The sequence below is a fragment of the Microcystis sp. LE19-10.1B genome (assembly GCF_027530565.1).
GTDB lineage: Bacteria > Cyanobacteriota > Cyanobacteriia > Cyanobacteriales > Microcystaceae > Microcystis > Microcystis aeruginosa.
Genome location: NZ_JAPZQM010000752.1, coordinates 1 through 25,503 on the forward strand (window position 1 = coordinate 1; position 25,503 = coordinate 25,503).

Here is a 25,503-nt window from a genome sequence, read left to right on the forward strand (position 1 = left end):
TAGGACTTGCTGAATAATGGTAAAACCCTTTGAAAATAAGGCTTTTGACCTGTTAAAATCTGATGTTAGTGCAAGAAAATAGGATTGGGACATTCAAAAACCTTGCATTATTCTCCTCATAGTACATAAACTGGTACAAAAAAAGAGGGCAACAAAGCCTGAAACGACCGACGACCGGCTACTGACTCCTGACTCCTGACTCCTACCCCCAGGAAAAACTTTTTCAGCAAACCCTATGTAGGGTTTACTGAATAAAGCTAAAAACCTTGTTGGATAATATCTTTAGGCTTTTTTGAAATCAAAAAGTGGGGGAAATTTAGGCACTTTTTCCCTGAAAATTAGGTAATTGGCCACCTCAAAACTGGTAAAACCCCACACCCCACACCCCACACCCCACACCCTACCCCCACGAAAAACTTTTTGCCGCAAACCCTAGTTAATCTTTGGAGAGAATTAAATGATTTTTCTCCGTTAATTTTGCCATCCAACCCGGTTCAATCACAATCGTGCTGATTTTTTCGATAATAATTGCAGGTCCGGCCAGACAATCAAAAGGTTGCAGATCTGAACGCTGATAAATTGGCGTTTCTCGCCATTGATTAGCCATAAAAACCGCTACTCGATCGAGGATAGGAGGTAATTCTCCCATCGGACGGGAGCGAGTTAAAATTGCTTCTTTGGGACTGTCCATAGTCTGGATCAATTCCACGGCAATCGACTCAACAATTAAAGCTTTTTGTTCTTGCTTAAACCCATAACGTCTTTGATGTTCCCGTTCAAAATCCTGACGCATTTGATCGCTAAAATTAACCGCTAAAGTGGCATCACTGCCTTGATATTTTAAACTAACTTGCTGCCGCACCTGATTATAATCCTCTAATTCCCGACCCGCTAAAACTTCTAATTCGTTCATTTCCGTGAGCAACTGCCCGATTAAATCGGCATTTAACGGCTGTTCGATCGCTTTTTCTTTAATTACCCTCAAATCGGCCAAACCCATGCCGTAGGCGCTTAAAACCCCGGCATAGGGATGGAGAAAAATACTTTTCATTCCCAGAGTATCGGCAATTAAACAGGCCACTTGACCCCCGGCACCGCCAAAGGTACAAAGAGTATAATCACTGAGATCATAACCCTTTTGTAGAGAGATTTTTTTAATCGCATTAGCCATATTTTCTACGGCAATTTGAATAAACCCCGCAGCCAGCAGTTCAGGACTATTATTACCCCCCATTGTTGCCACCAATTCTTGAAACTTTGTCAGCACAATCTCTCTATCTAGGGGTAAATTTCCCTCTTGTCCAAAAATAGCGGGAAAATAGGCAGCTTGAATTTTTCCTAACAAAACATTAGCATCGGTAATTGTTAATGGTCCACCCCGTCGATAACAGGCAGGTCCCGGATTAGCTCCGGCACTTTCTGGTCCGACCCGAAAACGATAACCATCATAGACTAAAATCGAACCCCCACCAGCGGCCACGGTGTGAATACTTAACATCGGCGCTCGCATTCTTACGCCAGCAATTTCGTTATCTGTTTGGCGCTCGTATTCCCCTTGAAAATGAGAAACATCGGTGCTAGTTCCTCCCATATCAAAACTGATAATTTTACTAAATCCCGCCCTTAAACTGGTTTGTACTGCCCCGACTATTCCCCCCGCAGGACCAGATAAAATGCTATCTTTACCCTGAAATTTATCGGCGGTGACTAAACCGCCATCGGATTTCATAAATAACAAGCTAGTTTTCGGTAATTGCTGGCTAATACTATCAACATAGCGGCGTAAAATTGGCGATAAATAGGCAGAGACTACCGTGGTATCTCCCCGGGATACCAGTTTCATTAAAGGACTGACTTGATGGGAAATGGCTAGATGAGTAAAGCCGATTTCTTCGGCAATGGCTGCCACTTGTTTTTCGTGGTCAGGATAACGATAACCGTGCATAAAAACAATCGCACAACTTCGGATACCCGCTTGATAAACTGGTATTAAATCGGCTTTAACTTGGGCGGGATTAACGGCGATTAATTCTTGTCCTTGACGATCGTACCGTTCGGCCACTTCGATAACTTGTTCGTATAATAAAGAAGGAAGAATAATTTGACGGGCAAAAATATCGGGGCGATTTTGATAGCCAATTCTCAAGGCATCTTTAAAACCTTTGGTGATTAACAAAACCGTGCGCTCTCCTTTTCTTTCTAACAGCGCATTGGTGGCTACCGTTGTTCCCATTTTAATCACTTCGATGTTATCTAGGGAACCGCTAATATCTTTGATCCCTTGAATGACTGCATCTGGGTATTTTTCGGGATTTTCCGAGAGCAGTTTATAGAGAACAATCCACTGTTGATCGGCAAGGGGAACAATCAGAAATCTAGCGGCATCTCTAGCTAGTCGTTCAATAATTTCTGGTTGATCGATTATCGCCACGATATCGGTAAAAGTTCCCCCTCGATCGATAAAAAATTTTAACATAATCCCTTCCAGTTCTCAGAATCAATGAACAATTGCGCCTAATCCTTTTAAAATAAACTAGATTGATTTATCTGAGTAAGCAAAATGTCCACAGGAATCGCTATCTTAGGGGTAGGACGTTGGGGAGTCCATTTCGTCCGTCATTTTTCTCAACATCCCTCAGCACAAGTAGTGGCGATCGTTGACTCCTCCCCTGAAAAACTTCATCTCTGTCGCGATCAATTTAATCTCGATACTAATAAGGTTATTTTAGCCAATGACTGGGAATCAATTCGTCTTCACCCCGAAATCTCGGCTGTAGTCGTCGTTACTCCCGCCATCAGTCATTATCCCCTGATTAAAGATGCTCTTAATTTAGGTTATCACGTCCTCGCCGAAAAACCCTTAACCCTCAATCCCCAAGAATGTGGCGAATTAACAGCATTAGCGGCGAAAAAACAGCGTATTTTATTAGTTGATCATACCTATCTTTTTCATCCGGCCGTTATCACCGGACAAAAAGTCCTGCAATCCGGGGGTATCGGTAAACCTCTTTATGGTTATGCCACTCGCACCCACCTGGGGCCAGTTCGTCAGGATGTGTCCGCTTTGTGGGATCTGGCTATTCACGATATCTCGATTTTTAATCATTGGCTTGATAGTACCCCTGTATTAGTACAGGCAAGGGGAACCTTCTGGCTACAACCTAATCTAGCCGATTTAGTCTGGTTAACCCTGATCTATGGCGATGGTTTTCAAGCGACTATTCACCTTTGTTGGTTGAATCCCGATAAACAGCGACGTTTAGGGATAGTTGGCAGCGAAGGGACTTTAATTTTCAATGAATTAGACTCTCGATCGCCTTTAACCCGACAAAAGGGCCATTTTGAGCGTCAGGAAGCCTATTTTATTCCCCGGGGACAGGAGACGGAATCTATCCCTATTGCCGATGGTGAACCCCTGAAAGCATTGTGCGAACATTTTTTAGAGTCGGTGGCTACGGGTGTCGATTCTCCTGTATCTTCGGGATCGGTAGGGACGGAATTAGTCAAAATCCTCCAGGCAGCAGAATTATCTCTAGCCAGAGGTGGAGAAATCCTGCGCTTAGAATAGGTAAAAATGGGATCGATAGGTAGGGTCTGCTGAAAAAGTTTTTCGTGGGTGTGGGGTGTGGGGTGTGGGGAGTGGGGTGTGAAGTATAACCTGATTTGCTATTGACGAGGAGTTTGTACGGCGTTAGATTTATTAGAGGTTTTCTTAATTTGTACCCAGTAAGGGGGTATCGGAAATTCTGTTAATCCTTCCTGCAGCACAGGTTATGGCTTTTTGTCAATGGGGAAGTCCAGAACCCGATCGGTGCGTAGCGCGCTCGATCGCTAACGGCTCAAATCAGCGACGGCATTAGAAAGCAAGCTCGGCAGCGACGAATTGCGACCGTCCGCTGCCACGCAGTGTTAGCTGGTGGTTCAAGGAAATAACTCAAAGTAATCGCAGTGACTTGGACGAATAATCGAAAAATCTCGGCGATCAAGTGTGTAAACGCGAGTAATAGTAAGCCTTTCAGCTATGGCAATGATCGCTGCATCTGTAAAGTCAAGCTGATTGTCAGCATATTGTTCCAATATCTCATGCACTCGTACCAAGTCTTCTGGGATTACAGGTTCAACTTGAACCGCATCAGGTGTCATACTGGATACAAAACGGCGCATTGCTTGGTGGCCCAATCTTGATGCAATCAGATAGCAGACCTCAGGCAGGACAACGACAGGTAGAACCAATGGCTCATTCACGCTTTGAGCAATAGCCAACACCCGTTGATGATTGCGATCGCCCTGATCGGTCAAGGCAAACAAAAAACTGGTGTCAAGTATCGCCGTCATACTGAATTGCTTGGCTTAAGATTCCAGCCGGACACCGGATCAATCTCATTGCCTAGAATCTCTTCATCACGTTCTGAAATATCCTGTTGACCAGAGTTGCCTAAACCTGCAACTGCAAGCAGAAAACTAGAAGAATGAGTGGTCAGTTCTCTTTGATAGGCTGCTTTATAGCGAAGATAGTCAAGAAAATTAGACAGTTCCACTAAAGCCTCATCAGGGAGAGCCTTGACTGCTTCAATTAGCGGTTGCCGTTCTATAATGCTTCTATCCATTACTAAATCTTAGATTAGGACTTCTCCTATTTTACTCCTCAACTCAACGAACAGGCTCACTTACTAACTATCACAGCAGGTAACACCTGAATACAGTCCGCACAAATTGGCATGAAGTCAAAGATCACAGTTGGGGGTCTGCCGTTAACCTAACCCACCAGAGCGGCGTACTGCTACGCAGTGCCTTCGGCATCGCACTTAAATCCACAGTTTCCATCAATGTGCATGGTGCGTTCCCCAAAATCGATCGGTGGAGTAGTAGGACTTGCATTAGGGAACGCACCCTACAAAATTGCGTTCGGCATCGCACTACCTTTTTATGTAAAGTCCCAAATCACCGAGGCTATTCCCGTCAGAGTAGCACTGCATTTTATTAATCTCAGTGGCTCTTCGGTAATTGTTATGCAATGGACGGGGGTTATAAGGGATGGAACCCTTATATCTGAACTTCCCCCATACATATATACCACAATAGCTGAAAACCCTTATCCATCAATGGATGCACCCCCTTAACTTATCTTAATGTACCCATGTAATTTGTAACATTTCTTAATGGACAAGAATTCTCTCCATTTGCTAGAATGGTGGTCATGTATATAGAAAAAGTTCCTAACCGTAATTCCCCCCCCGCCGTTCTTCTTCGGGAGTCCTACCGAGAAGGAGATCAAGTCAAAAAAAGAACCCTGGCCAATCTCTCAAAATTACCCGATGATATTATCGAAAATCTGAAACTGGCTCTTAAAGGAGCAACACTGTCCATGACTGAAGGTATTCCCAATCATTTTGAAGTGATTAGAAGTCTTCCTCATGGTCATGTGATGGCTATTTTAGAGACGATTAAAAAATTAGGTTTAGATAAAATAATCAGTGAAAAATCCTCACGAATCAGAAACTTAGTGGTGGCGATGATTGTGGCAAGAATCATCAATCCTAAATCGAAACTAGCCACAGCGAGAGGGTTTAATAGCGAGACTGGCAGTCAGAGTTTAGGACAATTGTTAGACTTAGAGAAAGCCGATGAAGACGAATTATATAACGCCTTAGATTGGTTATTAGAAAAACAAGAGAAAATTGAGAAGCACCTAGCAATTAAACACTTAGAATCAGGAACATTAGTCTTGTATGATGTCACTTCTACCTACCTAGAAGGAAATGGTTGTGAACTGGGCAAATATGGTTATAACCGAGATAAAAAGAAAGGCAAAACTCAGATAGTTTTTGGTCTGCTCTGTTCAGCCAAGGGTTGTCCGATAGCGGTAGAAGTATTTGAAGGAAACACCTCAGATGGTGCTACTTTAAGCGGACAAATTGAGAAAGTCAGAAAGGGTTGGGGGATTGAGAATGTTGTCTGGGTAAGCGATAGAGGAATTTTAACCAACTCGAAAATCAACGAATTAGTAAAACCCATAGAAGGATTAGACTATATTACTGGTTTAACTAAGCCTCAAATTCGGAAATTGGCTGAGGTAGAAGTGATTCAATTAGGATTATTTGAGCAGGTAAACTTGGTGGAATTTGAGAGCGAAGATTATCCCGACGAAAGATTAATTGCTTGTCGGAATCCCTTAATCGCCCAGAAAAATCAACTACAAAGAGAGGCATTATTAGAAGCGGTAGAGAAGGAACTAGATTTGATTGTTCAGGCGACTCAAAGGGAGAAAAGAGCTTTAAAGGGTCAAGATAAGATAGCTTTGAGAGTGGGCAAGGTTCTTAATCAGTTTAAGGTCAATAAATACTATAACCTAGAGATAACAGAAGAAGGCTTTTCTTATCAGCGTAAGCTGGAATTAATCGCTCAAGAAACGGCCTTAGATGGTGTGTATGTGTTAAGAACTTCTCTGGAGTCAACTTTGATGGATGCAGCGACGACGGTTAAAGCTTATAAAAGTTTATCTCAAGTGGAGGAGGCATTTCGCTGTTATAAGTCAATTGATTTAAAGGTACGTCCTATCTATCATTATAAGGGTGATAGAGTCAAAGCTCATATCTTTTTATGTATGTTGGCTTATTATGTGGAATGGCATTTAAAACAGTGCTTGGCTCCTTTGTTATTTGAGGATGAAGAAATTGATGATGGTTCTCTGAATGTGATTAAAGCGAGTCGCAGTGAATCCGCTCAGTCTAAAGAGAGAAAAAAACGGAATCAAGAGAACTTTCCTGTGCATAGCTTTCGGACTTTGTTGGAAGACTTGGGGACGATTTGCTTGAATACAGTGGAATGTACGATTAGGGAGGGAAGTTATCGTTTTTCTAAGATAACTCGACCGACCCAACTGCAACAAAAAGCGTTAGATTTATTGGGAGTTTCTCTGATTTGTACCCAGTAACGGGGCGGCGTAAATTCTCTTAATCCCTTCTACAGCACAGGTTATGGCTTTTTGTCAACGGGGAAGTCCAGTTATACTAAAATCTAAGATAGCCGGTTTAATACTAAATCCGTTGAGTAACGCACAGAAAACGGGTTTCTCGGAGAAACCCGTTTTCTACTCATGCAAAAGGCAAAAAGGGGAATAAATAATCAGTCTTTAATAACCAGATTTAGTATAATATCGTCTCTGGGATCAAAACAAAAGCTTAGAATAGATAAAATATGTGGACTTTTATTGATTTATTTGCCGGTATAGGAGGATTTAGAATCGCCCTAGAAAATCTCGGTTGTCAATGCGTTTTTTCTTCGGAAATCGATCCTCACTCCCAAAAGGTTTACTTGGCTAACTATGGTCATTTACCCGATAATCAAGACATCAGAAAATTAGAGGTAAAAACTGTCCCCGATCATGATATAATGTGCGGCGGTTTTCCCTGTCAAGCGTTTAGTATCGCTGGCAGAAAACACGGTTTTGAAGATGCACGCGGAACCTTATTTTTTGAAGTTGCCCGGATATTACACGAAAAGAAACCGAAAGCTTTTATCTTAGAAAATGTCCAGGGTTTAGTCCATCATGATCGAGGTAAAACTTTAAAAACTATTTTAGATATACTAGAAAAGGATTTGCATTATTTTGTCCCTAGTCCCCAGATTTTAAATGCCAGATATTTTGGGGTTCCTCAAAACCGTCCCCGAATTTTTATCGTCGGTTTTCGAGAGGATTTGAATATTTACCATTTTTCCTATCCCCAACCAACCCATCAAGAAACTTGTCTCAAAGATATCCTAGAAGAAAAGGAAGTCAGCGTTAAATATTATCTCTCTAATCAGTATTTAGAAACTTTGTTTAAACACAGGGCCAGACACGAAAATAAAGGTAATGGTTTTGGTTATCAGATTATTTCTCCCGATGGTATCGCTAATGCTATTGTGGTGGGAGGTATGGGAAAAGAAAGAAATTTAGTTATCGATCAAAGACTGACTAATTTTACTCCCGTTACTCGCATTAAGGGAGAGGTAAATAAATTATTCGTCCGCAGAATGACCCCCAGAGAATGGGCAAGATTACAGGGATTTCCCGATAGTTTTCAGATTGTTGTTAGCGATGTCCAAGCTTATAAACAGTTCGGCAATTCTGTGGCTATTCCCGTGGTAAAAGCAGTGGCAAAAGAGGTGATTAAAACTTTAGATTTATCGAAGAAATCAAATGTAAACGTTAAATTTACAGACTGGCAAGGAAAACAATTAGAGTTATTCACATAATTGAAAAAACACCATGAATTATCGCAGCTATAATAGGGGAGAATGGACTGAAGTTTATGTATTATTTTACTTGTTGGGGCAAAAAAAACTTTATAAAGGTGATGCGAGTTTTCAAAAACTCTCAGATTTCTTTTATATAAGCAGAGTTTTTCACTATGAAAACCTAGAAAAAGTAGAATTTCAATTAGAAAATAATCTCTCTGAAATCGTCATTAAAAGAAGTGGTTGCATCAATCAAAGAATTTCTGTTCAGGATTTCATTAATAAAGCAAATGACATATTTGAAGCTATTATAAATAGTCAAGGAAGGAGTTTTTCTATTCCAGCCATCGAAGATTTTCTCAAAAGTATCAATTGTCAAACTATTAAACAAGATTCAAGAAATGTTAAAGATATAGAAATTGGAATTATTGATACAAAAAGAGATAGGCATGACAATTTCAGTTTCTCAATCAAATCTAAATTAGGTCAATCACCAACAATTTTTAATGCTGGTAAAAAAACGGTTTTTATTTATAGGATTGAAAGCAATAATAATCTTGATATTCCAAAGTTGAAAGAGTTGGAATCAGCAACAAAAATTTTAAGAACAATTAGGGGTCAGTGTCAAATAGTATTTGACGAGTTAAAAACCAGAGAGTTTACTAACACTTTTTATAGAAATCTCATCCTGATAGATGATAGTATGCCAATTATTGTGGCGAACTTACTGCTAAATGCTTATAGTGGTGAAAATAATAAAAGTATAATAGAATTGCACAAAAAAATGACAATGGATAATCCCTGTGGCTATGAACTGCAAAATGTCGGAGAAATTTATGAGAGAAAGATAAAAAACTTTTTAACTGATATAACATTAGGATTAAAAGCTTCGGAAGATTGGAAAAAAGATAATACACCTAATGGATTTTTAGTGGTCACAAGGAATGGTGAAGTTCTTTCCTATTATTTGTTAGATAGGAAAACTTTTGAAGATTGTCTTTTTACTCAAACTAAGCTGGATGTACCTAGTAGAACAAGACATGATTATGGAACTGTATATCAGGAAGAAGGAAATTATTATATTAAGTTATGCCTTCAGGTAAGATTCAGATAGCAATCACGTTTCAGAGTTAAGCAATGTTTTTTCTAGCAGCAAAATAGGATTCTGACTAGACGCGGTTTTTCCTTAGAGGTGACAATAAAAGAGCAGTAGAGGTGATGGTTTCGCCGGTTGTGCTTGTTAAAGGTATCTTTCTTATACTACACTTGTAACATCAATAGGTTTTAGTATTTGGGAGAAAAAAAATTATGCGGACAATCACACGCACCACCACTACCGATATGGAAGTCACCAGCATTCGTCTGGAAAGAGTCCTCAAGGACAAGCTGAAAGAGATTTCCGGTAATCAAGGTTATCAAGCGCTCATTCGCGATGTCCTATGGAATTTCGTTCAGCAGAAATCAGGAGATTATCGACCTCAGTTTTGTGCTGGCGATATAAGGGCAGTATTTAACGCTACAGCTAGAAAAAATGAGATTTGCGCTCTCACAGGCAAGTTAATCCCCGCTAATGCAACAATGTTGTTAGGTTTGACTATCTATGGCGACTTAGTTCCGTTGAGTATGGATAGTTATGCCAATTTAAAATAAGTTTGAGTAGGGTGGGGCAGAATCCGGTATAGTTAGTCCTCACCCAAGGGAAGTGGGAATTATAAATTATAAATTATGAATTATCAATTGAGAGGTGGGGAGTTTTTTGCTCTGAACAGTGAACTGATAACTGATAACTGATAACTGATAACTGATAACTGATAACTGATAACTGATTAATGATGACTGAAGCGATTTTACGAGTGGTTTTAATCAATCCGCAAATTCCGCCAAATACGGGGAATATTGCCCGTACTTGCGCTGCAACCAAGACAGAATTGCATTTAGTTGGTCCCTTGGGTTTTGAAATTAGCGATCGCTATCTGAAGCGGGCCGGCTTAGATTACTGGCCTCATGTAAAACTCATGTACTACTTGACAATCGACGACTTCTGTGCATATCAGCAAAAGAGCGGCGGAAGGGCGATCGGGTTTACAGTGCGCGGCAGCAGTAGTTATCTGGAATACAGCTATCAAAGCGGAGATTGGCTACTTTTTGGCAGTGAAACCGACGGTATTCCGGCAGATTTATTAAATAAGTGCGATGACACGGTTTATATTCCCATGGCAGAACCGGGGGTGAGAAGTTTAAATCTTTCCGTTAGTGTGGCGATCGGATTATTTGAGGCCAGACGACAATTGGGATTTATTCGTTAGCGGGATATTTGGCTATATAGGGTCTGCTGAAAAAGTTTTTCGTGGGGACAGGGTGTGGGGTGTGGGGTGTGGGGTGTGGGGTGTGGGGTTTTACTGGTTTTGAGGTGGCCAATTACCTAATTTTCAGGGAAAAAGTGCCTCAATTTTCCCCCTCATCACTCCCATGCCTGGTACTTTTTGATTGACAAAAAGTCTAAAAGTCTTACCCAACAAGGTTTTTACCATTATTCAGCCAGCCCTATATAAACAGGGCAAATAAACTAAATTGAGCAAAAAATCAGAAAATTGCTTTTATTTAGCTCATTTTTGCCCATATCAGGAAAAATAGAGATCGCAGTCAATTTTGTCCGTAATAACAGCCAGAAATTATGTGGATTATCCTAGAGCAACAATTAATTTGCTCTAGGATAATCCCATAATTTATTGAAAATAAAAAGGCAAGATTAGGCTCATGAATATCTTTGACCTTTCTCTCAATTTTTTTCGCAATTTACAGCTTTTTAATCGGCAAAAATCCACCTCTGGCTTAACTCAAGTCGAGATGTTAGTTACCATAATTTTATTAGGAATTCTCTTAACCATTGCCCTTTCTGTTTATCAGCGTTTAATGGCGTGGATTCGCTTAAATATCGCCACCTTTGAAATATCACAACAGTGGAAAAATACCCGTTATCAAGCCATGGGAGAAGGTTCTTATCCCCTATCTTTGTGCATGGCAGCAAGTGAAACCGAACAGATTAAAGTGGCAAAAGTACAAGGAGACCGCTGTGAAAATGTCACCGATTGGACTCCCATCACTCGCGGCGTTAGCATCGATACTAATAATTCTACCCTACGCCGAGTTAGTGGACCTGCGGGTAATCAAGGTACAATTTATCGCGCTAGTTGGGCCGATACAAGGGGGGGTTTAGGCGGTTCTTGGGGACAGTTAGGCAGAATTACATTAGTTGCTCCCGGTACACCGGACAAACGCTGTTTATTTTTATTCCGCGTTGATGGTAGTTGGGATATTCGCCAAGATAATAGATGTGTGCGTTAAAGCGGCAAAAGTTATCGTTATCTAAGGGAGGGCATCAGCCCAAAATCTAACATCAAGGGACACTTTACACCATAATAATGTCGAGAGAGCCACGCTCAAAAATCAAGAATCCCGACAGATAGCCTTTCTGGGGGGAAACTTAGACGGTTTTCAGTCCGTCTGGGAGTACACTAGAAAATACTCACTTATTCGATCGAGCCGTTCATGATTATTTCCGTCGTAGCACTGAAGGGAGGGGTCGGGAAAACCACCACATCGATTCATCTGGCCGCCTATTTTCAAGAAAAAGCGCCCACCTTATTGATTGATGCGGATAAAAATCGTTCGGCTCTCCATTGGTCCCGGGAAGACACCCTTCCTTTTATGGTAGCGTCCCAAGCTGGAGCGACGGGACTGGTGAAACAATACACTCATATTATCGTCGATACCCAGGCCCGGCCGGAGCCAGACGAGTTAAAAGATTTAGCTCAGGGCAGCGATTTATTAATCCTACCCACCACTCCCAATCATCTCGATATCGATGTCACGATTAAAGCGGTAGAATTGCTGTCCACGATGACCGATAATTATCGAGTTCTGTTAACCCAAGTGGATTCACGGACAAAAACAGGACGGGAAGCGCGGAAAGCTCTAGAAGAAGCAAAATTACCCGTATTTAAGCGAGAAATTCCCCGTTTAGTTGCTTTTGAACGAGCGGCCGAAAAGGGAGTCATCGTCAAAGATTATCCCGACCCCCGGTCGAATTTCGGTTGGCTTTGTTACCAAGCGGTCGGTAAAGAAATTTTTGCCCTAATGACATAAATTGTTAAAAAAGTTAATATTAATATTTGTGTCATTTTTCCCCAAAAAGATACTTAATCTGCATGGGGACTTTTTGTAATCTTCCGTTAAGCGTTCACTCCTAAATCGGTAAAGTCTGAGACAATCAAAAAAGTCTGACTGTAGGAGAACCCTCTATGAAATTGGCCTATTGGATGTATGCGGGTCCCGCTCATATTGGCACTTTAAGGATCGCCAGTTCCTTTAAAAATGTTCATGCTATCATGCACGCTCCTCTGGGAGACGATTATTTTAACGTCATGCGCTCGATGTTGGAAAGGGAGCGTAATTTTACCCCCGTCACTGCTAGTATTGTCGATCGTAATGTTTTAGCCCGGGGTTCCCAAGAAAAAGTCGTCGATAATATTGTTCGCAAAGATCGCGAAGAAAGTCCCGATTTAATCGTTTTAACCCCCACCTGTACCTCCAGCATTCTCCAAGAGGATTTACAAAACTTTGTCGAAAGAGCGCGACAGGATGCCCAAGGAGATGTGCTGCTGGCCGATGTTAACCACTATCGCTATAATGAACTACAAGCGGCCGATAAAACTCTCTATCAAATTATCAAATATTATCTCGATAAGGCCCAGAGAAAAGGGGGAATTATCTCCCAGAAAACCCCTAAACCTTCGGTTAATATTATTGGTATTACCACCCTCGGTTTCCATAACCAACATGATCGCACGGAATTAAAGCGGTTAATGGCAGATTTGGACATTGAAGTTAACGAAATTATTCCCGAAGCTGCCTCGGTGGACAACTTAAAAAATCTGCCCCGCGCTTGGTTTAATCTGGTTCCCTATCGAGAAGTGGGATTAATGACAGCCAAATATCTCGAAAGTGAATTCGCTATGCCCTACGTTGATATTACCCCCATGGGAGTGGTGGAAACAGCGCGCTGTATTCGCAAAATCCAAGAGGTAATTAATGCCCAAGGTGCAGCAGTAGATTACGAAGATTTTATCAATGAACAAACTCTGCATATCTCCCAAGCTGCTTGGTTTTCTCGTTCCATTGACTGTCAGAATTTGACAGGGAAAAAAGCGGTGGTTTTTGGTGATAATACCCACGCAGCCGCTATGACAAAAATTCTCGCCAGAGAGATGGGAATTCATGTGGTTTTAGCGGGTACTTATTGCAAGTATGATGCGGATTGGTTCCGGGAACAAGTGAGTGAATATTGCGATGAAGTGTTAATTAGTGATGATAATGGGGCGATAGGAGATGCTATTGCTCGCTTGGAACCAGCGGCGATATTTGGTACTCAAATGGAACGTCATGTGGGCAAACGTTTAGATATTCCCTGTGGAGTAATTGCCGCACCTATTCATATCCAAAATTTCCCCCTCGGTTATAAACCTTTCTTAGGTTACGAAGGCACTAATCAGATCGCCGATTTGGTCTATAATTCCTTTACTTTGGGTATGGAAGATCACCTATTAGAGATATTCGGTGGTCATGATACAAAAGAGGTAATTACTAAGGGTATTTCGGCAGATTCTGACCTAAATTGGAATAAGGAAGCGACGGCAGAATTACAGAAAATACCCGGTTTTGTGCGGGGGAAAGTTAAACGAAATACCGAAAAATTCGCCCGGGAGCGAGGTATTGGTGAAATAACTTTAGAGGTAATGTATGCCGCTAAAGAATCCGTAGGAGCTTAATCATTTCTTAGGGCTGAAAGTTAACAGCATTCAGCCCTATTTTTTTTAGTTATTTACTTAATCCCTGAAGTATTCTTTCCTCTACTCCTTTCCCCTGAATTAACACTCCAAATCCTCCTAAACCGGTGGGATTGATTAATTGATGTAGGGCATCTCGACGCTGAAATATCGTTAATATATCGATTTTTCCTTGAGAAAGTTGATTTAATCTATCTCCCAATCCCAAAGCCATTAAAAATAATCCTTGCTGAGTAAAACCGAGATTTTTTAAGTCTAATTTCTCCCCTTGACGTTGTAAAGCGGTAAAATCCACATGAGTGGTAATATCTTGTTCTCCCACCCACAAATAAGGATGATCATGACGCTGATGTTGTCGATAACATTGTAGGGTTCCTTGACTTCTTTGGGGATGATAATATTTTTCGGCAGTGTAACCGTAATCTATGGTTAAGATATAACCTCGATCGAGTTTCCGATTAACGGTTTCTAACCAGTCTAAAGCTAATAAGTTTACCTCGGTTTGATAACCCTCCCGATAAAGTGGTGAAGGAATATTTATCCCCACTAAATCAAAATAGTCTTTGATTCTGTCGGTGGATAAATCTGCGATAATCTCCTGAAAAGGTTCCCCCAATCCCAGATAAATTTCTCGTAATTCTCCCGACTCGATCACAACTCGATGGACAGGAAAAGCATCGATTAACTCATTACTAAACACACAACCCACAAGGGAATTATCGGCTAAATCCGGCCAACTTTGCCAAGATACCGGGGAATATCCCGCTAAAGTTGCCCGTTGTCTTTCCCTGAGTTTCTGAGATTGTTCGATAATTATATAACTGAGATTTTGATAAAAATCAGCATAGCTATCACTTAAATAATCAAGGATATCCTTCGCTAAAATCCCCGAACCTGCTCCCACTTCCACTAAAGTAAATCCAGGCGAATTGCCCAAAAATTCCGCCATCTCGACAAATTGCTCTGCCAACAATTGACCAAAATCTGCCCCTAGAGACGAGGAAGTAAAAAAATCTCCTTTTGAGCCAATTTCTACTTTTCCAGAGGTGTAATAGCCATAATCAGGGTGATAGAGAGCTAAATCCATCCAGCGCTCGAAGCTAATTCGACCCGCTACTGATTGTTTAATTTCCTCTAGGATGATTGCTTCTAAATTCATCTTGATCGGGGAATTATGAATTATGAATTATGAATTATGAAATGGGAATTATACTAAATCCAGTTACTAAAGACTGATTATCTATTCCTTCTTTTGCCTGAGTGCCTCTTGCCTTTTGCCCATCCTTATAAGTAGGTAGGCACAATTATTTGTAGGATGGGTTAGCGGTAGCGTAACCCATGCGGGCATTGGGTTTCATGCTTCAACCCAACCTACGTTCATTTTATATTTAATTCCACCCACCTACTTAGGGTTTACTGAAAAAGTTTGTTGGTGGGGCTAGGGTGTGGGGTGTGGGGTGTGGGGTGTAGGGTTTTACCCATTTTCAGGCGGTCAATTACCTAATTTTCAGGGAAAAAGTCCCTGAATTTTCCCCCTGATCACTCCCATGCCGGGTACTTTTTGATTGACAAAAAGTCTAAAAGTCTTACCCAACAAGGTTTTTAGATTTATTCAGCAAACCCTACTTAAGTAGCCTATACTCAACGGATTTAGTATTAGTAAACAGTAATCATTGATCAGTAAACAGGTATAAAGATAAAGATAAAGATAACTAACTAATTAACTGAAAACTTACATCTGATAACTGAGCACTGATAACTGATAACTGATTTAATCTCCCGCATGATAGGAACTGCGGACTAGGGGGCCGGATCTAACCTGGGAAAAACCCATTTTTTGGGCAATTTCTCCCAACTCGCTAAATTCTGCGGGAGTCCAATATTTCTGTACGAGCAAATGTTCCAGAGAAGGACGCATATATTGACCAATAGTAACTCGATCGCAGTCGATCGCCCGTAAATCTGCCAAAGTCTCGATAATTTCCTCTTTTGTCTCACCGTGACCGACCATTAGGCCAGATTTCGTCGGAATTGACCGATCGATTTCCTTAACATAACGCAAAACCGCCAAAGAGCGATCGTATTTAGCCCCGCGTCTAACCGGTCCTTGCAAACGGCGCACCGTCTCGATATTGTGATTGTAACAGGCAGGTTTTGCCCCTACCACCGTCGCCACCCGTTCCTGTTGACTTCCCTTGCCTCCGGCAAAATCCGGGGTTAACACTTCAATTAAAGTGTGGGGATTGAGTTCGCGAATGGCTGTCATCGTCCGCACGAACCAACTGGCTCCGCCGTCTTCCAGATCATCTCTAGCTACAGAAGTCAAGACAACGTAACTTAAATTTAACAATTGCACCGCTTCTGCCACTTTTTGCGGTTCCTCCACATCGAGAGGCATGGGTGCATGACCCTTATCCACTTGACAAAAAGCACAGGACCGGGTACAGGTGGGACCCATCAACAAAAAAGTCGCCGTACCTTGGGCATAACATTCGCCGCGATTGGGACAGCGACCCTCCTCGCAGATAGTATGAATGTTCCTTTGTTTGATAATGCGCTGAACCGTGGAAATTTCGCTAGATTTGCCGAGCGAACGCCGTAACCAAGGGGGTAAAGAGGTAATTTCCTTGCGCCACTGTGGGGAAATATTGGACATGAGAAGTTAAGTAGGGTGTTGGGGATTTCAGTTATCAGTAATCAGTTATCAGTGAGGGGTTGGGGTTGGGGAGAGGGTAGAAGGGAGAAGGGAGAAGAGAGAAGGGAGAATAAATAAAAGCTGACGGCTGATAGCTAAAAAGCTGATAACCGACTCCCCAAAACGAAAACTTCCTATCTCACCATTAAGATAACTGCTATAAGCTGAGAAAGCGGGTAAAGATCATTGTTAATCAAAAAGGAAACTTAGGCAATGGGACGATGGCAACGGAGAAAAATTTTCAATCTGGTCATTCAAGGATTGGCGGGTTGCCTCTTAGTTAGTATATTTGTTCTTAATTCCCTGCCATCCCTAGGCCAAAATTTTCTAGTTCCATTTGCATCTCCCACGGGGACAAGGATTTTTGTAGCCGGGGATATAGAATATGCTTCCGTGAATCTAGATGGATTTGCCTTATTTCAGATTGCCTCCCAAGATTTTACCGCTTCTGAGTCCCGGGAACTCTCCCCGGTAGAAAGACGGGCTAGCCGCATTGAAAGGGGCTTAAATAATATTATCAATCGGGGTTTCGATCCGACAACCCTGCAAGTAAGTACGGCGACTCTCAATAATTTAACCGTGATTGTGGCCAAGGATAACCAGAATTTACCGCAACAGGTAATTCTGACAGTGACAGAAGTTGATGCCCTGATCGATTCTTCTTCTGTTGGCGATTTAGCGGACAGATGGGTTAAAATCATCCAAACAGCTTTGATCCAAGCTTGGCAAGAACGTCAGCCCGCCCCTCGTCGGCAACAGGTAATGACTGCCACTATAATTATTTTGGGGCTAATTTTCTTAAGCTGGGTATCAATTTGGTGGCAGAAACGTTTAAGAAATCGCTTCAATCTCCTCAAAAAACAGGCTAAAAGTCAATCCGATCGAAATTTACCTATAAATTCCCCCCCCAGAAAAGATCGCTCCCAAGAACCGATTTTAGCCTCTCTAGAAGATTCCTCTAATTTCCGTCAACAGGCTGATATTCAGCGACAACTGACGCTAAATATTCTCTGGAAAAGACTGGCTCTTATTGGACTGATACTGCTTTGGTTTGGCGGAATAGCGGCGATTTTGTATGTATTTCCTGAAACTAGGCTAGAAGGACGCGGAATAATTCGTATTCCTTTACGGATTTTTATTATCTGGTTGCTGCTGACATCAGTGAGCAATATGATTAATCTCTACGTTAATTCTCGGCTACGGGAGTGGGTAGAGGAAGGAGCGGTTTTTTCCGAAAATTTGGAAAGGAGGATTCTGCGCGCTCCCACTTTATTAGAAGTTTGGCGACAAATTATCACATTTATCGCTATTTTTCTGGGAATTTTGGTTTTTTTGAGTTGGATGGGCCTTTCTTTCGCCTTTTTACTCACGGGAGCCGGTTTAGTGGGAGCATTGCTCACCTTTGCCTTTCAGGATCTTTTAAAAGATTGGATTAACGGTTTTCTAATTATCTTTGAAGACCAATACACTGTCGGTGATATGATCCAGTTTCAGGAGTTTATCGGTTTGGTGGAAAATATGAGTTTGCGAGCGACTCAATTGCGGGCTGCCGATGGACGTTTAATCACTATTGCCCATAACCAAATTATTAGCGCACACAACCTCAGTAAAGATTGGGCGCGGGTCAATTTTACCATTGAAGTCGCCTATCAGACCGAGCCAGATGTGGCGATCGCTTTAATGGCAGCCATCGCTGAAAATATGGCTGTAGATCCACAATGGCAAAAAGATATCATCGATCCCGTGCAGGTTGCTGGTGTTAGTCGGGTTTCTCACACGGGGATGGAAATTATGCTCAGAATTGTCGTCAAAAGATTACGACAATGGGACATAGAAAGAGAGTATCGTCGTCGTCTAAAAATTGCTTTTGAGGAGAAGGGAATTCACATCGGTATCCCCCAACAAAGTTTCCTCATAGCAAAAGATAGAGAGGAATTCAAGGGACAGTTTTAAAGGGGAACATTTTCTATCGGTGGAGTTATAGGCCGTTGAAAGCAGATTTTCCATGACTATCCTTGAATAATATCAAAGCTTCCTTGGTTTTGAATCCGATAAAACAGGAAATCCGCATCGAGGGTGAGAATTTGCCGATACCCAGTCTTTTCAGCTACTAAAACTAGGGTTGCATCTGCCAAGTCCATCGGTCGATCGCGGTATTGCTCCATCAACCCCAACAAGCGACTGAAATCACTTTCCTGAATATTGTAAACCACCAGCAGTTTATCTAAAAGAAGTTGTCCCAGTTGTTTTTGCATTTGCCAACCCCCCCGATGCAGCGCCAGGTACATGGCTTCGGTCAGGCATGACCAAGTTGTGACGAGAGGCTTTGCTAAACGCATTACTGTATTTCTGTAGGCTTTATGTTGGGGTTGGGTGCGATCAACCAAACAAAGCAGCACTCCTGCATCACACAGGATCATAGCTCTAGTCCTTGTTGCCGATATTTTTCGAGCAGCAGTTGCTGGTAGTCGTTTATTGGTTCCGGTGAATTGACAGTTAAGCCATCTACGGCTTCAAACCATTGTAACCATCTTTCTATCAGTTTTCCATCAGGCTGAGTGTCAAAGGTTTTGACTCGATATTTATGATCGAGAAGATCAATAAAGTCGCTTACTTCCTGAACAAGGACTTCAGGGAGTTGATCTAGCTTAGAAATTGCAGTTTCTCGAATTGTCACAATCATCACCTCTGCCAAGATTGCTAGTTGGGCAACTTTAAACTAGGTTAGGATAGCTAACCTAACCTAGAAAATTTTTAGGAAGCTAAGGCTACCTCGACTATTTGTTGTAGTTCCCCATTTTGATAGAGTTCGATCATAATGTCGGAACCACCAATAAACTGACCGTTGATATAGACTTGGGGAATAGTCGGCCAATTGGAATACTCCTTAACTCCTTGTCTTAACTCCTGATCTTGGAGAATATCGACAGTTTCGTAGGAAACCCCCAGAATATTGAGAATTTGTATGACGTTATTCGAGAAACCACACTGAGGCATTAATTTATTGCCCTTCATGAACACAAGAACTTTATTATTCTGGACTAATTGATCGATTCTGGCCTTAGTTTCGGGTGTCATAGGTCTAGTAGCTAGAATTTGAGCAAGAATAGCCAATCCTGAGACGTGGCATATCCTATTAGTTTAGCACAAGCCGTTGGGATAGCTTTAAAAAGGCAGGTCTTCGTCCTCCTCCAAATTCTCTAAAATTTCGTTAACATCAGGTCTCCCGCGCACGATAGTCATATTTTCCAGAGACTTATTAACTTTAGTTTCTGCGTCCGAATTTTCTGGCAGTGAATAACCCATATTGACCACTTCACCATCAAAAGATTTCGCTAACTTTTGAGCGGCCGCCAAAATTTCACTAACATCTACATCTTGATCTAATGTCTCTAAAGATGAATCAAAATTTAAGATTTTTTGGGGCAGTTCTGTGCTAAGAGTTTTTGGGTTTCCCGATGCTGTGATCTTTGCTTCTTTTTTCTCGATAATTGCTTCTTTGACTGGGGGAATATCCACCGCGGTCATAACTTTATTTTCGGGAGTTATTGGTGGGGTTGGTGCGGTTTCTGGTGGTGGTTGTATCCTGGCCGCTGGGGATGGGGAAACTTCCGCAGCCATGGCAGCAGTGGCGGAACCTACCTGTAAATGAACTTTAATCCGGCGCTGAAAAACAGCCTCGAAAGCTGACTCAATATTAGTCAAGCGTAGCCGGGCCATTTTTAATAATTGTTCCGAAGATATACTTAAATAAGCGCTCGATTCTTCCATATTAAAAAGACTGCCGTGCTGACGCAAGAGAGTGCGAGTAGTGGGGGGTTCCATTACTTCTAAAACCCGCTGCCAAATTTGTTCATGATTGTCATCACTGGCAACAGTTTTAACCTCAGTTTTCGGCACTGCGACGCTAGTTGTCGGGGTGATAACCGCCGGTTTGATCGGTTGATTAACCGGTGCCGGTGCTGTGATCACTTCCGGGGGCCTTTCGGTGCTGGTTTGGGGACGGGAAGGCGCTGCCGTGGCAACTAGAGGAATCACCTGTGCTTGCGGTAACAGTCCTAAGAGAGTGACTTCTAACCAGAGACGGGGTTGAGTGGTGTTTTTTAGTTGCGTTTCGCTGTCTTTAAGAAGTTGTTGACCGCGGAGAATTTCCTCTAAAGACCAAGTACGCGCTTCCGTACACAATTCCTGCCAAGTGGGAGCAGTGACAGCGACCATTTCTGGACGATTAGGGGCGGTTTTGGCTAAAAGTAGGTTTAAATAGAATCCCGCTAGATTTTGCAAGACGATTAAAGGTTCCTTACCGCGATTCATCAGATGGCGACATTGTTCGATAACTTGATCGGGAATATTGCCATGAATGACTTTAAGTAGGGTTAAGAGGTCTCTTTCGGGGACTGCACCGACCAAATCCCAGACTCGCTCGGCCGTAATCGTTCCTGCGAGTAAACTTAATTGATCGAGGAGACTTTCCGCATCCCGTAAACCACCGTTAGCGATCTGAGCCACCAAGGTTAATGCTTCTAGGTTAATATCGATCGCTTCTATTTGGGCGATTTTTTGTAGGTGTGCCACCATCGCATCGAGAGGAATACGGCGATAATCAAAGCGTTGACAACGGGAGATGATGGTAGGCAAGACACGCTGAGGATCGGTGGTAGCAAGCACAAAAATCACTCGATCCGGCGGTTCTTCCAGAGTTTTCAGCAAGGCATTAAAGGCCGCCGTACTGAGCATATGGCAGTTATGAACTAATAACCCATTGGCAACAAAATTATGATTGTCCTCCACTTCTAGGTCATAGACGCTTTCTGTGTCACCTTCTTGAATCCCTATCACTTCCTCGAAATTTGTCAGCCATTGAGGGGATTTTATGATACTAGGCCTGTATTGCACCGCAGCCACATTCACAGGGGATAGGATATGATCGCCGATTTTGAGATTTTTTGCTTGTATCCATGCTTTTTCTGTTCTAATCAAATGATTACCAGTGCAATTAATCGTCCGATTTCTGGTTTGAATGGTTAAAGTTGCTTTTACGCCTCGGTTTAGCCATCGCAGGACTTTTTTATATTCCCACTCTCCGCTGCTCTCGTTGTAACTGAGAACTCGTTTTCCGAGAATCTCAGGATGATTAATGGGGATTAATCCCGTTTCGGTGAAAACAAGGCTATCCCCAGTCAGGCATTCATCGATGACATAGACTTTATAACGACATTGGACGGGGGCAAATTGCGATCGCTCGATAATTTCCCGAATGTTATCCACACCGGTATTACTAGCGGCATCAATTTCGATCACGTCTAGGGCCGAACCATTGGCGATCGCTTGACAGACGGAACACTTACCGCAGGGAATCGGTGTCGGATGGTCACTAGACAGACAGTTGAGGGATTTGGCTAAAATTCGCGCCGAGGAGGTTTTCCCCGTGCCTCTGGGTCCAGTAAATAGGTATGCAGGAGCGATTCGCTCACTGATTAAGGCATTACTCAGGGTCGTGGCGATCGCTGATTGTCCCACCAAATCGGCAAAGGTTTGGGGACGATACTTATGATGTAGAGGTTCGTAGGTCATGACTGGCTGAAAACTTTTTCCGCACCCTAGAGACTACTATTATCCTATGCCGATTCTTTTTCAACACGAGAACAAGTGTATGCTTTTTAAGCTGTTAACTATTGAAATTGCTTGTTGAGATCAGGCAACAGTATAAAACCCCACACCCCACACCCCACACCCCACACCCCACACCCATCAGCAAATTTTATCTAGCCAGTTGTAATGCGCGATTTGCATCATAAAAATGGCAATTTGGCCAAGGCTTCTAATAAATTGTATTAATAACTACAATTTGGCCGAGAAAACCTGACGACTATCTTAGTATGCCTAAAGACAGCGCCACCAATCAGACCAACTGCTTATGACTGAATCTACAAAAACCCAATGTCCTTACTGTGGAGTAGGTTGTGGTTTGACAGTCACCCCCCCCGCGTCGGCCGGACAAGCATGGAAAGTCTTCGGGGACAAGTCCCACCCCTCCAGTCAAGGTATGGTCTGTGTTAAAGGGGCTACCGTAGCGGAATCAATCGATAAAAATCGCCTCAAAACCCCGATGATTCGCGATTCTCTCCAAGAGCAATTCCGTCCTTGTACCTGGGAAGAAGCCCTCGATCGCATCGTTAACCGTATCCAAACTCTAATCGCTCAGGGGGAAAAGGAAAGTATCTGTCTATACGGTTCGGGACAATTTCACACCGAAGATTACTACATCGCCCAAAAACTGGTCAAGGGCTGTCTGGGAGTCAATAACTTTGATGCTAATTCCCGTCTCTGTATGTCTTCGGCCGTGGCCGCTTACCTGAACAGTTTCGGCTCCGACGGTCCCCCCTGCTGTTACGATGACCTAGAATTAACCGATTGTGCCTTTCTGGTGGGGACAAATACGGCCGAATGTCACCCCATCATCTTTAACCGTCTGCACAAGTATCTCAAAGGTAACAAAGAAGCGAAATTAATCGTCGTTGATCCCCGCAGGACAAAAACCGCCGAGGCCGCTAATCTCCACCTAGCCATTAACCCGGGGACCGATATTGACCTATTTAACGGTATTGCTCACCTGTTAATGAATTGGGGTGCGATCGATACCTATTTTATCGATAAATGTACCCGGGATTTCGGCAAATACGCCGAAATTATCGGCCATTATCCCCCCGAAATAGTCGCCCCTAAATGCGGCATCCCCATCGAGGATTTAGAAAAGGCTGCCCGCTACTGGGCCGAATCGAAAAGAGTGCTTTCCCTCTGGTCGATGGGTATCAATCAATCTAGGGAAGGCACGGCCAAAGCCCGCACTTTAATCAATTTACACCTAATGACGGCTAATATCGGTAGGCCGGGGGCCGGTCCTTTTTCCCTAACCGGACAACCCAACGCCATGGGGGGACGGGAAGCCGGCGGCCTCTGCCATCTTCTCCCCGGTTATCGTTCCGTCAAAAATCCCCAACACCGGGCCGAAGTGGAACAAGCTTGGGGTTTACCCGCCGGTCGGATTTCTCCCGTCCCCGGTCGCGATGCTTGGAGTATGATTACTGGTTTGGAGACGGGAGATGTCAAACTTCTCTGGATTGCCGCCACTAATCCGGCCGTTAGTATGCCTGATCTAGAACGTACCAAGGCGGCCCTGTTAAAATCACCTTTTACTATCCATCAGGATGCCTACTATCCCACGGAAACCAGCGCCTATGCCCATTTATTACTGCCAGCGGCCCAATGGGGCGAAAAAACGGGAACAATGACCAATTCTGAGCGCATGGTGACGTTAAATAAGGCTTTTCGCCCTCCCGTGGGACAAGCTCGGGCCGACTGGCAAATTTTTGCCGAAGTCGGTCGCCGTTTGGGTTTTGAGGCACAATTTAATTTTCAGGATTCGGCCGAGGTATATTCCGAGTTTGCCGGCTTGACATATAAACGTCCTTGTGATATGACAGGGATTAATTATGATCGCCTGGCCGAGACTCCCCGACCGTGGCCCGATTCCATCGATGAAATTTCCGCCCCTAAAACCGCTAATTCCGGGGAATTACTAGGTAATTTAGTTAAAGATGACGATAAAAGCCAAAAAACAGCCGCAAAACGCCTTTATACCGATGGTAAATTTAATACTGCCGATGGACGTGCTGTTTTCGCAGCTTACCACAGTAAAGGTCTAGCGGAACCCCCGGACGATGATTATCCCCTAGTGTTGACCGTGGGGCGTTTGTACGGTCACTGGCACACCCAAACCCGCACCGGCCGCATCGAGAAAATTGTCAAAATGCACCCCGCACCTTTTCTGGAAATTCATCCCCAAGATGCAGCAAAATTGGGCATAGAAGCTGGGGAATGGGTGGAGGTGCGTTCTCGTCGCGGTTCTGCCCGTTTTCCCGCTTTAATTACCAAAGCAATTGCTCCTAATTGTGTCTTTGTGCCGATGCACTGGGGGGCCCTATGGGCAGAAAATTCTGAGGCCAATAGTCTCACCCATCCGGCCGCTTGTCCGATTTCCCTGCAGCCGGAATTAAAAGCTTGTGCCGTCAAATTAATCCCGATCAAGTCTTTAGTTAATGCCGAATTATCGAAAATTTGGGTTTAAAACCCCGCCCCTTTTAGCTGACAGGTGTAGGTATTTTACAACTAAGAGGAAGGGGAGTAGTAAAAAGCATCAACGGGGGTGGGAGGGAAAGAACTCCAGCGATGAAGTTGAATCGGTGGTGATTCGGTAGTAGTGATGGCGGCTTAATCCTTTGCTTTGCTGTGCATTGTAGTCATGGATAAAATACCAAAGGTTTCCCCAACGTGATTCTCCATTTTTTTAGAGAAAGATAGACTCTCTCTCACCAGCCGAGAAATCCTTTGTCGAAAGGTATTATTCAGCAAGCCCTAAATAGCAACCAATAATTTCCCTTGTTTTTCTATCAATTAACCGCCAAATATAAACCTTTATCGTCTTAGAAAAAACCAAAGACCACATCTCATCACATTCTATAACCAATTTACTTTTTGGTTTGTCCGAAACCTTTATTTGACGGGGGACAGCCGCCAGTTTATTGTTGACATAGTTTTGTTACCATGACCAACTTACCCCTGTTACTCTAGCAATTCCTCGTCAGAAAATTCGTTCGAGCAAGAGTTTATCAATTAATTGTTTGGTTTCGTCAGAGACGGTTTTATTAGTGGGATTGATCACAAACGGTTGACCACATTCTT

21 protein-coding genes and 1 pseudogene are annotated in these 25,503 nt (G+C 42.9%); 11 read left to right on the plus strand and 11 right to left on the minus strand.

The annotated features are described in order from the left end of the window. Positions 1-436: 436 nt before the first annotated feature. Positions 437-2,476 carry a hydantoinase/oxoprolinase family protein gene (locus tag O9332_RS27240; RefSeq protein ID WP_002758123.1) on the minus strand — a complete coding sequence of 680 codons (2,040 nt, stop codon included), beginning with the start codon at positions 2,474-2,476 and terminating at the stop codon, positions 437-439. A gap of 84 nt (positions 2,477-2,560) precedes the next feature. Between O9332_RS27240 and O9332_RS27245 the strand changes: the two genes are divergently transcribed. Continuing rightward, positions 2,561-3,568: a Gfo/Idh/MocA family protein gene (locus O9332_RS27245; RefSeq protein ID WP_002758125.1), complete on the plus strand. Its 1,008-nt coding sequence runs from the start codon at positions 2,561-2,563 to the stop codon at positions 3,566-3,568. 353 nt (positions 3,569-3,921) lie between these two features. Here O9332_RS27245 and O9332_RS27250 read toward each other — a convergent pair whose 3' ends face one another. Both O9332_RS27250 and O9332_RS27255 read right to left on the minus strand, forming a co-directional pair. Then, on the minus strand, positions 3,922-4,335 hold the full coding sequence (locus O9332_RS27250) for a type II toxin-antitoxin system VapC family toxin (RefSeq protein ID WP_002758126.1): 414 nt from the start codon (positions 4,333-4,335) through the stop codon (positions 3,922-3,924). Then, positions 4,332-4,607, minus strand: coding sequence for a hypothetical protein (locus O9332_RS27255; RefSeq protein WP_002758127.1), 276 nt, complete (start codon positions 4,605-4,607; stop codon positions 4,332-4,334). Before O9332_RS27255 ends, O9332_RS27250 begins: the two co-directional genes overlap by 4 nt. Positions 4,608-5,197: 590 nt before the next feature. On the opposite strand from O9332_RS27255, the gene O9332_RS27260 reads away from it, so the two are divergent. From O9332_RS27260 to O9332_RS27280, 5 genes are all read left to right on the plus strand, one after another. Next, complete coding sequence (locus tag O9332_RS27260) at positions 5,198-6,934, plus strand: IS1634 family transposase (protein ID WP_502846665.1); 1,737 nt, start codon at positions 5,198-5,200, stop codon at positions 6,932-6,934. Positions 6,935-7,197: 263 nt separating this feature from the next. Further along, positions 7,198-8,238 carry a DNA cytosine methyltransferase gene (locus tag O9332_RS27265; protein ID WP_288028149.1) on the plus strand — a complete coding sequence of 347 codons (1,041 nt, stop codon included), beginning with the start codon at positions 7,198-7,200 and terminating at the stop codon, positions 8,236-8,238. A gap of 13 nt (positions 8,239-8,251) precedes the next feature. Further along, positions 8,252-9,334 (plus strand): HpaII family restriction endonuclease, encoded by a 1,083-nt coding sequence (locus O9332_RS27270; protein WP_288028151.1) that lies wholly within the window; start codon positions 8,252-8,254, stop codon positions 9,332-9,334. A gap of 194 nt (positions 9,335-9,528) precedes the next feature. Further along, positions 9,529-9,870 (plus strand): hypothetical protein, encoded by a 342-nt coding sequence (locus tag O9332_RS27275; protein WP_288028153.1) that lies wholly within the window; start codon positions 9,529-9,531, stop codon positions 9,868-9,870. Positions 9,871-10,052: 182 nt separating this feature from the next. Beyond that, a complete protein-coding gene (locus O9332_RS27280) occupies positions 10,053-10,526 on the plus strand; it encodes a tRNA (cytidine(34)-2'-O)-methyltransferase (protein ID WP_288028155.1) in 474 nt (157 codons plus the stop codon). Here the strand turns inward: O9332_RS27280 and O9332_RS27285 are convergent. Beyond that, a complete protein-coding gene (locus tag O9332_RS27285; protein WP_288028165.1) occupies positions 10,516-10,638 on the minus strand; it encodes a hypothetical protein in 123 nt (40 codons plus the stop codon). The two genes, O9332_RS27280 and O9332_RS27285, sit on opposite strands and share 11 nt — an antisense overlap. Positions 10,639-10,977: 339 nt before the next feature. Here O9332_RS27285 and O9332_RS27290 point away from each other — a divergent pair, with 339 nt between their 5' ends. The 3 genes from O9332_RS27290 (at position 10,978) to bchB (ending at position 14,048) form a co-directional block, all read left to right on the plus strand. Further along, positions 10,978-11,565 (plus strand): prepilin-type cleavage/methylation domain-containing protein, encoded by a 588-nt coding sequence (locus O9332_RS27290; protein ID WP_190359474.1) that lies wholly within the window; start codon positions 10,978-10,980, stop codon positions 11,563-11,565. Positions 11,566-11,769: 204 nt separating this feature from the next. Then, entirely contained in the window at positions 11,770-12,366 is a 597-nt protein-coding gene (locus O9332_RS27295) for a nucleotide-binding protein (protein WP_147069211.1), read from the plus strand. A 155-nt stretch (positions 12,367-12,521) separates the two neighbouring features. After that, entirely contained in the window at positions 12,522-14,048 is a 1,527-nt protein-coding gene (bchB, locus tag O9332_RS27300; RefSeq protein WP_288028157.1) for a ferredoxin:protochlorophyllide reductase (ATP-dependent) subunit B, read from the plus strand. 49 nt (positions 14,049-14,097) lie between these two features. Here the strand turns inward: bchB and O9332_RS27305 are convergent, their stop codons facing one another. Both O9332_RS27305 and lipA read right to left on the minus strand, forming a co-directional pair. Then, on the minus strand, positions 14,098-15,225 hold the full coding sequence (locus tag O9332_RS27305; RefSeq protein ID WP_288028159.1) for a class I SAM-dependent methyltransferase: 1,128 nt from the start codon (positions 15,223-15,225) through the stop codon (positions 14,098-14,100). A gap of 612 nt (positions 15,226-15,837) precedes the next feature. Then, positions 15,838-16,722: a lipoyl synthase gene (lipA, locus tag O9332_RS27310; protein ID WP_147069886.1), complete on the minus strand. Its 885-nt coding sequence runs from the start codon at positions 16,720-16,722 to the stop codon at positions 15,838-15,840. Between the two features lie 252 nt (positions 16,723-16,974). On the opposite strand from lipA, the gene O9332_RS27315 reads away from it, so the two are divergent. Beyond that, the gene (locus tag O9332_RS27315) at positions 16,975-18,714 is read left to right on the plus strand and encodes a mechanosensitive ion channel family protein (RefSeq protein ID WP_288028161.1); all 1,740 of its coding nucleotides are present in this window, start codon (positions 16,975-16,977) and stop codon (positions 18,712-18,714) included. A gap of 56 nt (positions 18,715-18,770) precedes the next feature. On the opposite strand, the gene O9332_RS27320 is transcribed toward O9332_RS27315, so the two are convergent. From O9332_RS27320 to dnaX, 4 genes are all read right to left on the minus strand, one after another. Then, positions 18,771-19,181 carry a type II toxin-antitoxin system VapC family toxin gene (locus O9332_RS27320; protein ID WP_061430883.1) on the minus strand — a complete coding sequence of 137 codons (411 nt, stop codon included), beginning with the start codon at positions 19,179-19,181 and terminating at the stop codon, positions 18,771-18,773. Continuing rightward, a complete protein-coding gene (locus O9332_RS27325; RefSeq protein WP_002761993.1) occupies positions 19,178-19,444 on the minus strand; it encodes an RNA-binding protein in 267 nt (88 codons plus the stop codon). The genes O9332_RS27320 and O9332_RS27325 overlap by 4 nt, the downstream gene beginning before the upstream one ends. Positions 19,445-19,515: 71 nt before the next feature. After that, positions 19,516-19,839, minus strand: coding sequence for a Grx4 family monothiol glutaredoxin (gene grxD / locus O9332_RS27330; protein WP_002761995.1), 324 nt, complete (start codon positions 19,837-19,839; stop codon positions 19,516-19,518). 87 nt (positions 19,840-19,926) lie between these two features. Beyond that, entirely contained in the window at positions 19,927-22,335 is a 2,409-nt protein-coding gene (gene dnaX / locus O9332_RS27335; RefSeq protein WP_288028163.1) for a DNA polymerase III subunit gamma/tau, read from the minus strand. A gap of 343 nt (positions 22,336-22,678) precedes the next feature. Between dnaX and O9332_RS27340 the strand changes: the two genes are divergently transcribed. Beyond that, positions 22,679-24,889, plus strand: a complete 2,211-nt coding sequence (locus O9332_RS27340) for a molybdopterin oxidoreductase family protein (RefSeq protein WP_002761999.1) — start codon at positions 22,679-22,681, stop codon at positions 24,887-24,889. Between the two features lie 285 nt (positions 24,890-25,174). Here O9332_RS27340 and O9332_RS27345 read toward each other — a convergent pair. Then, a pseudogene (locus O9332_RS27345) lies at positions 25,175-25,503 on the minus strand (ISNCY family transposase); the annotation flags it as partial.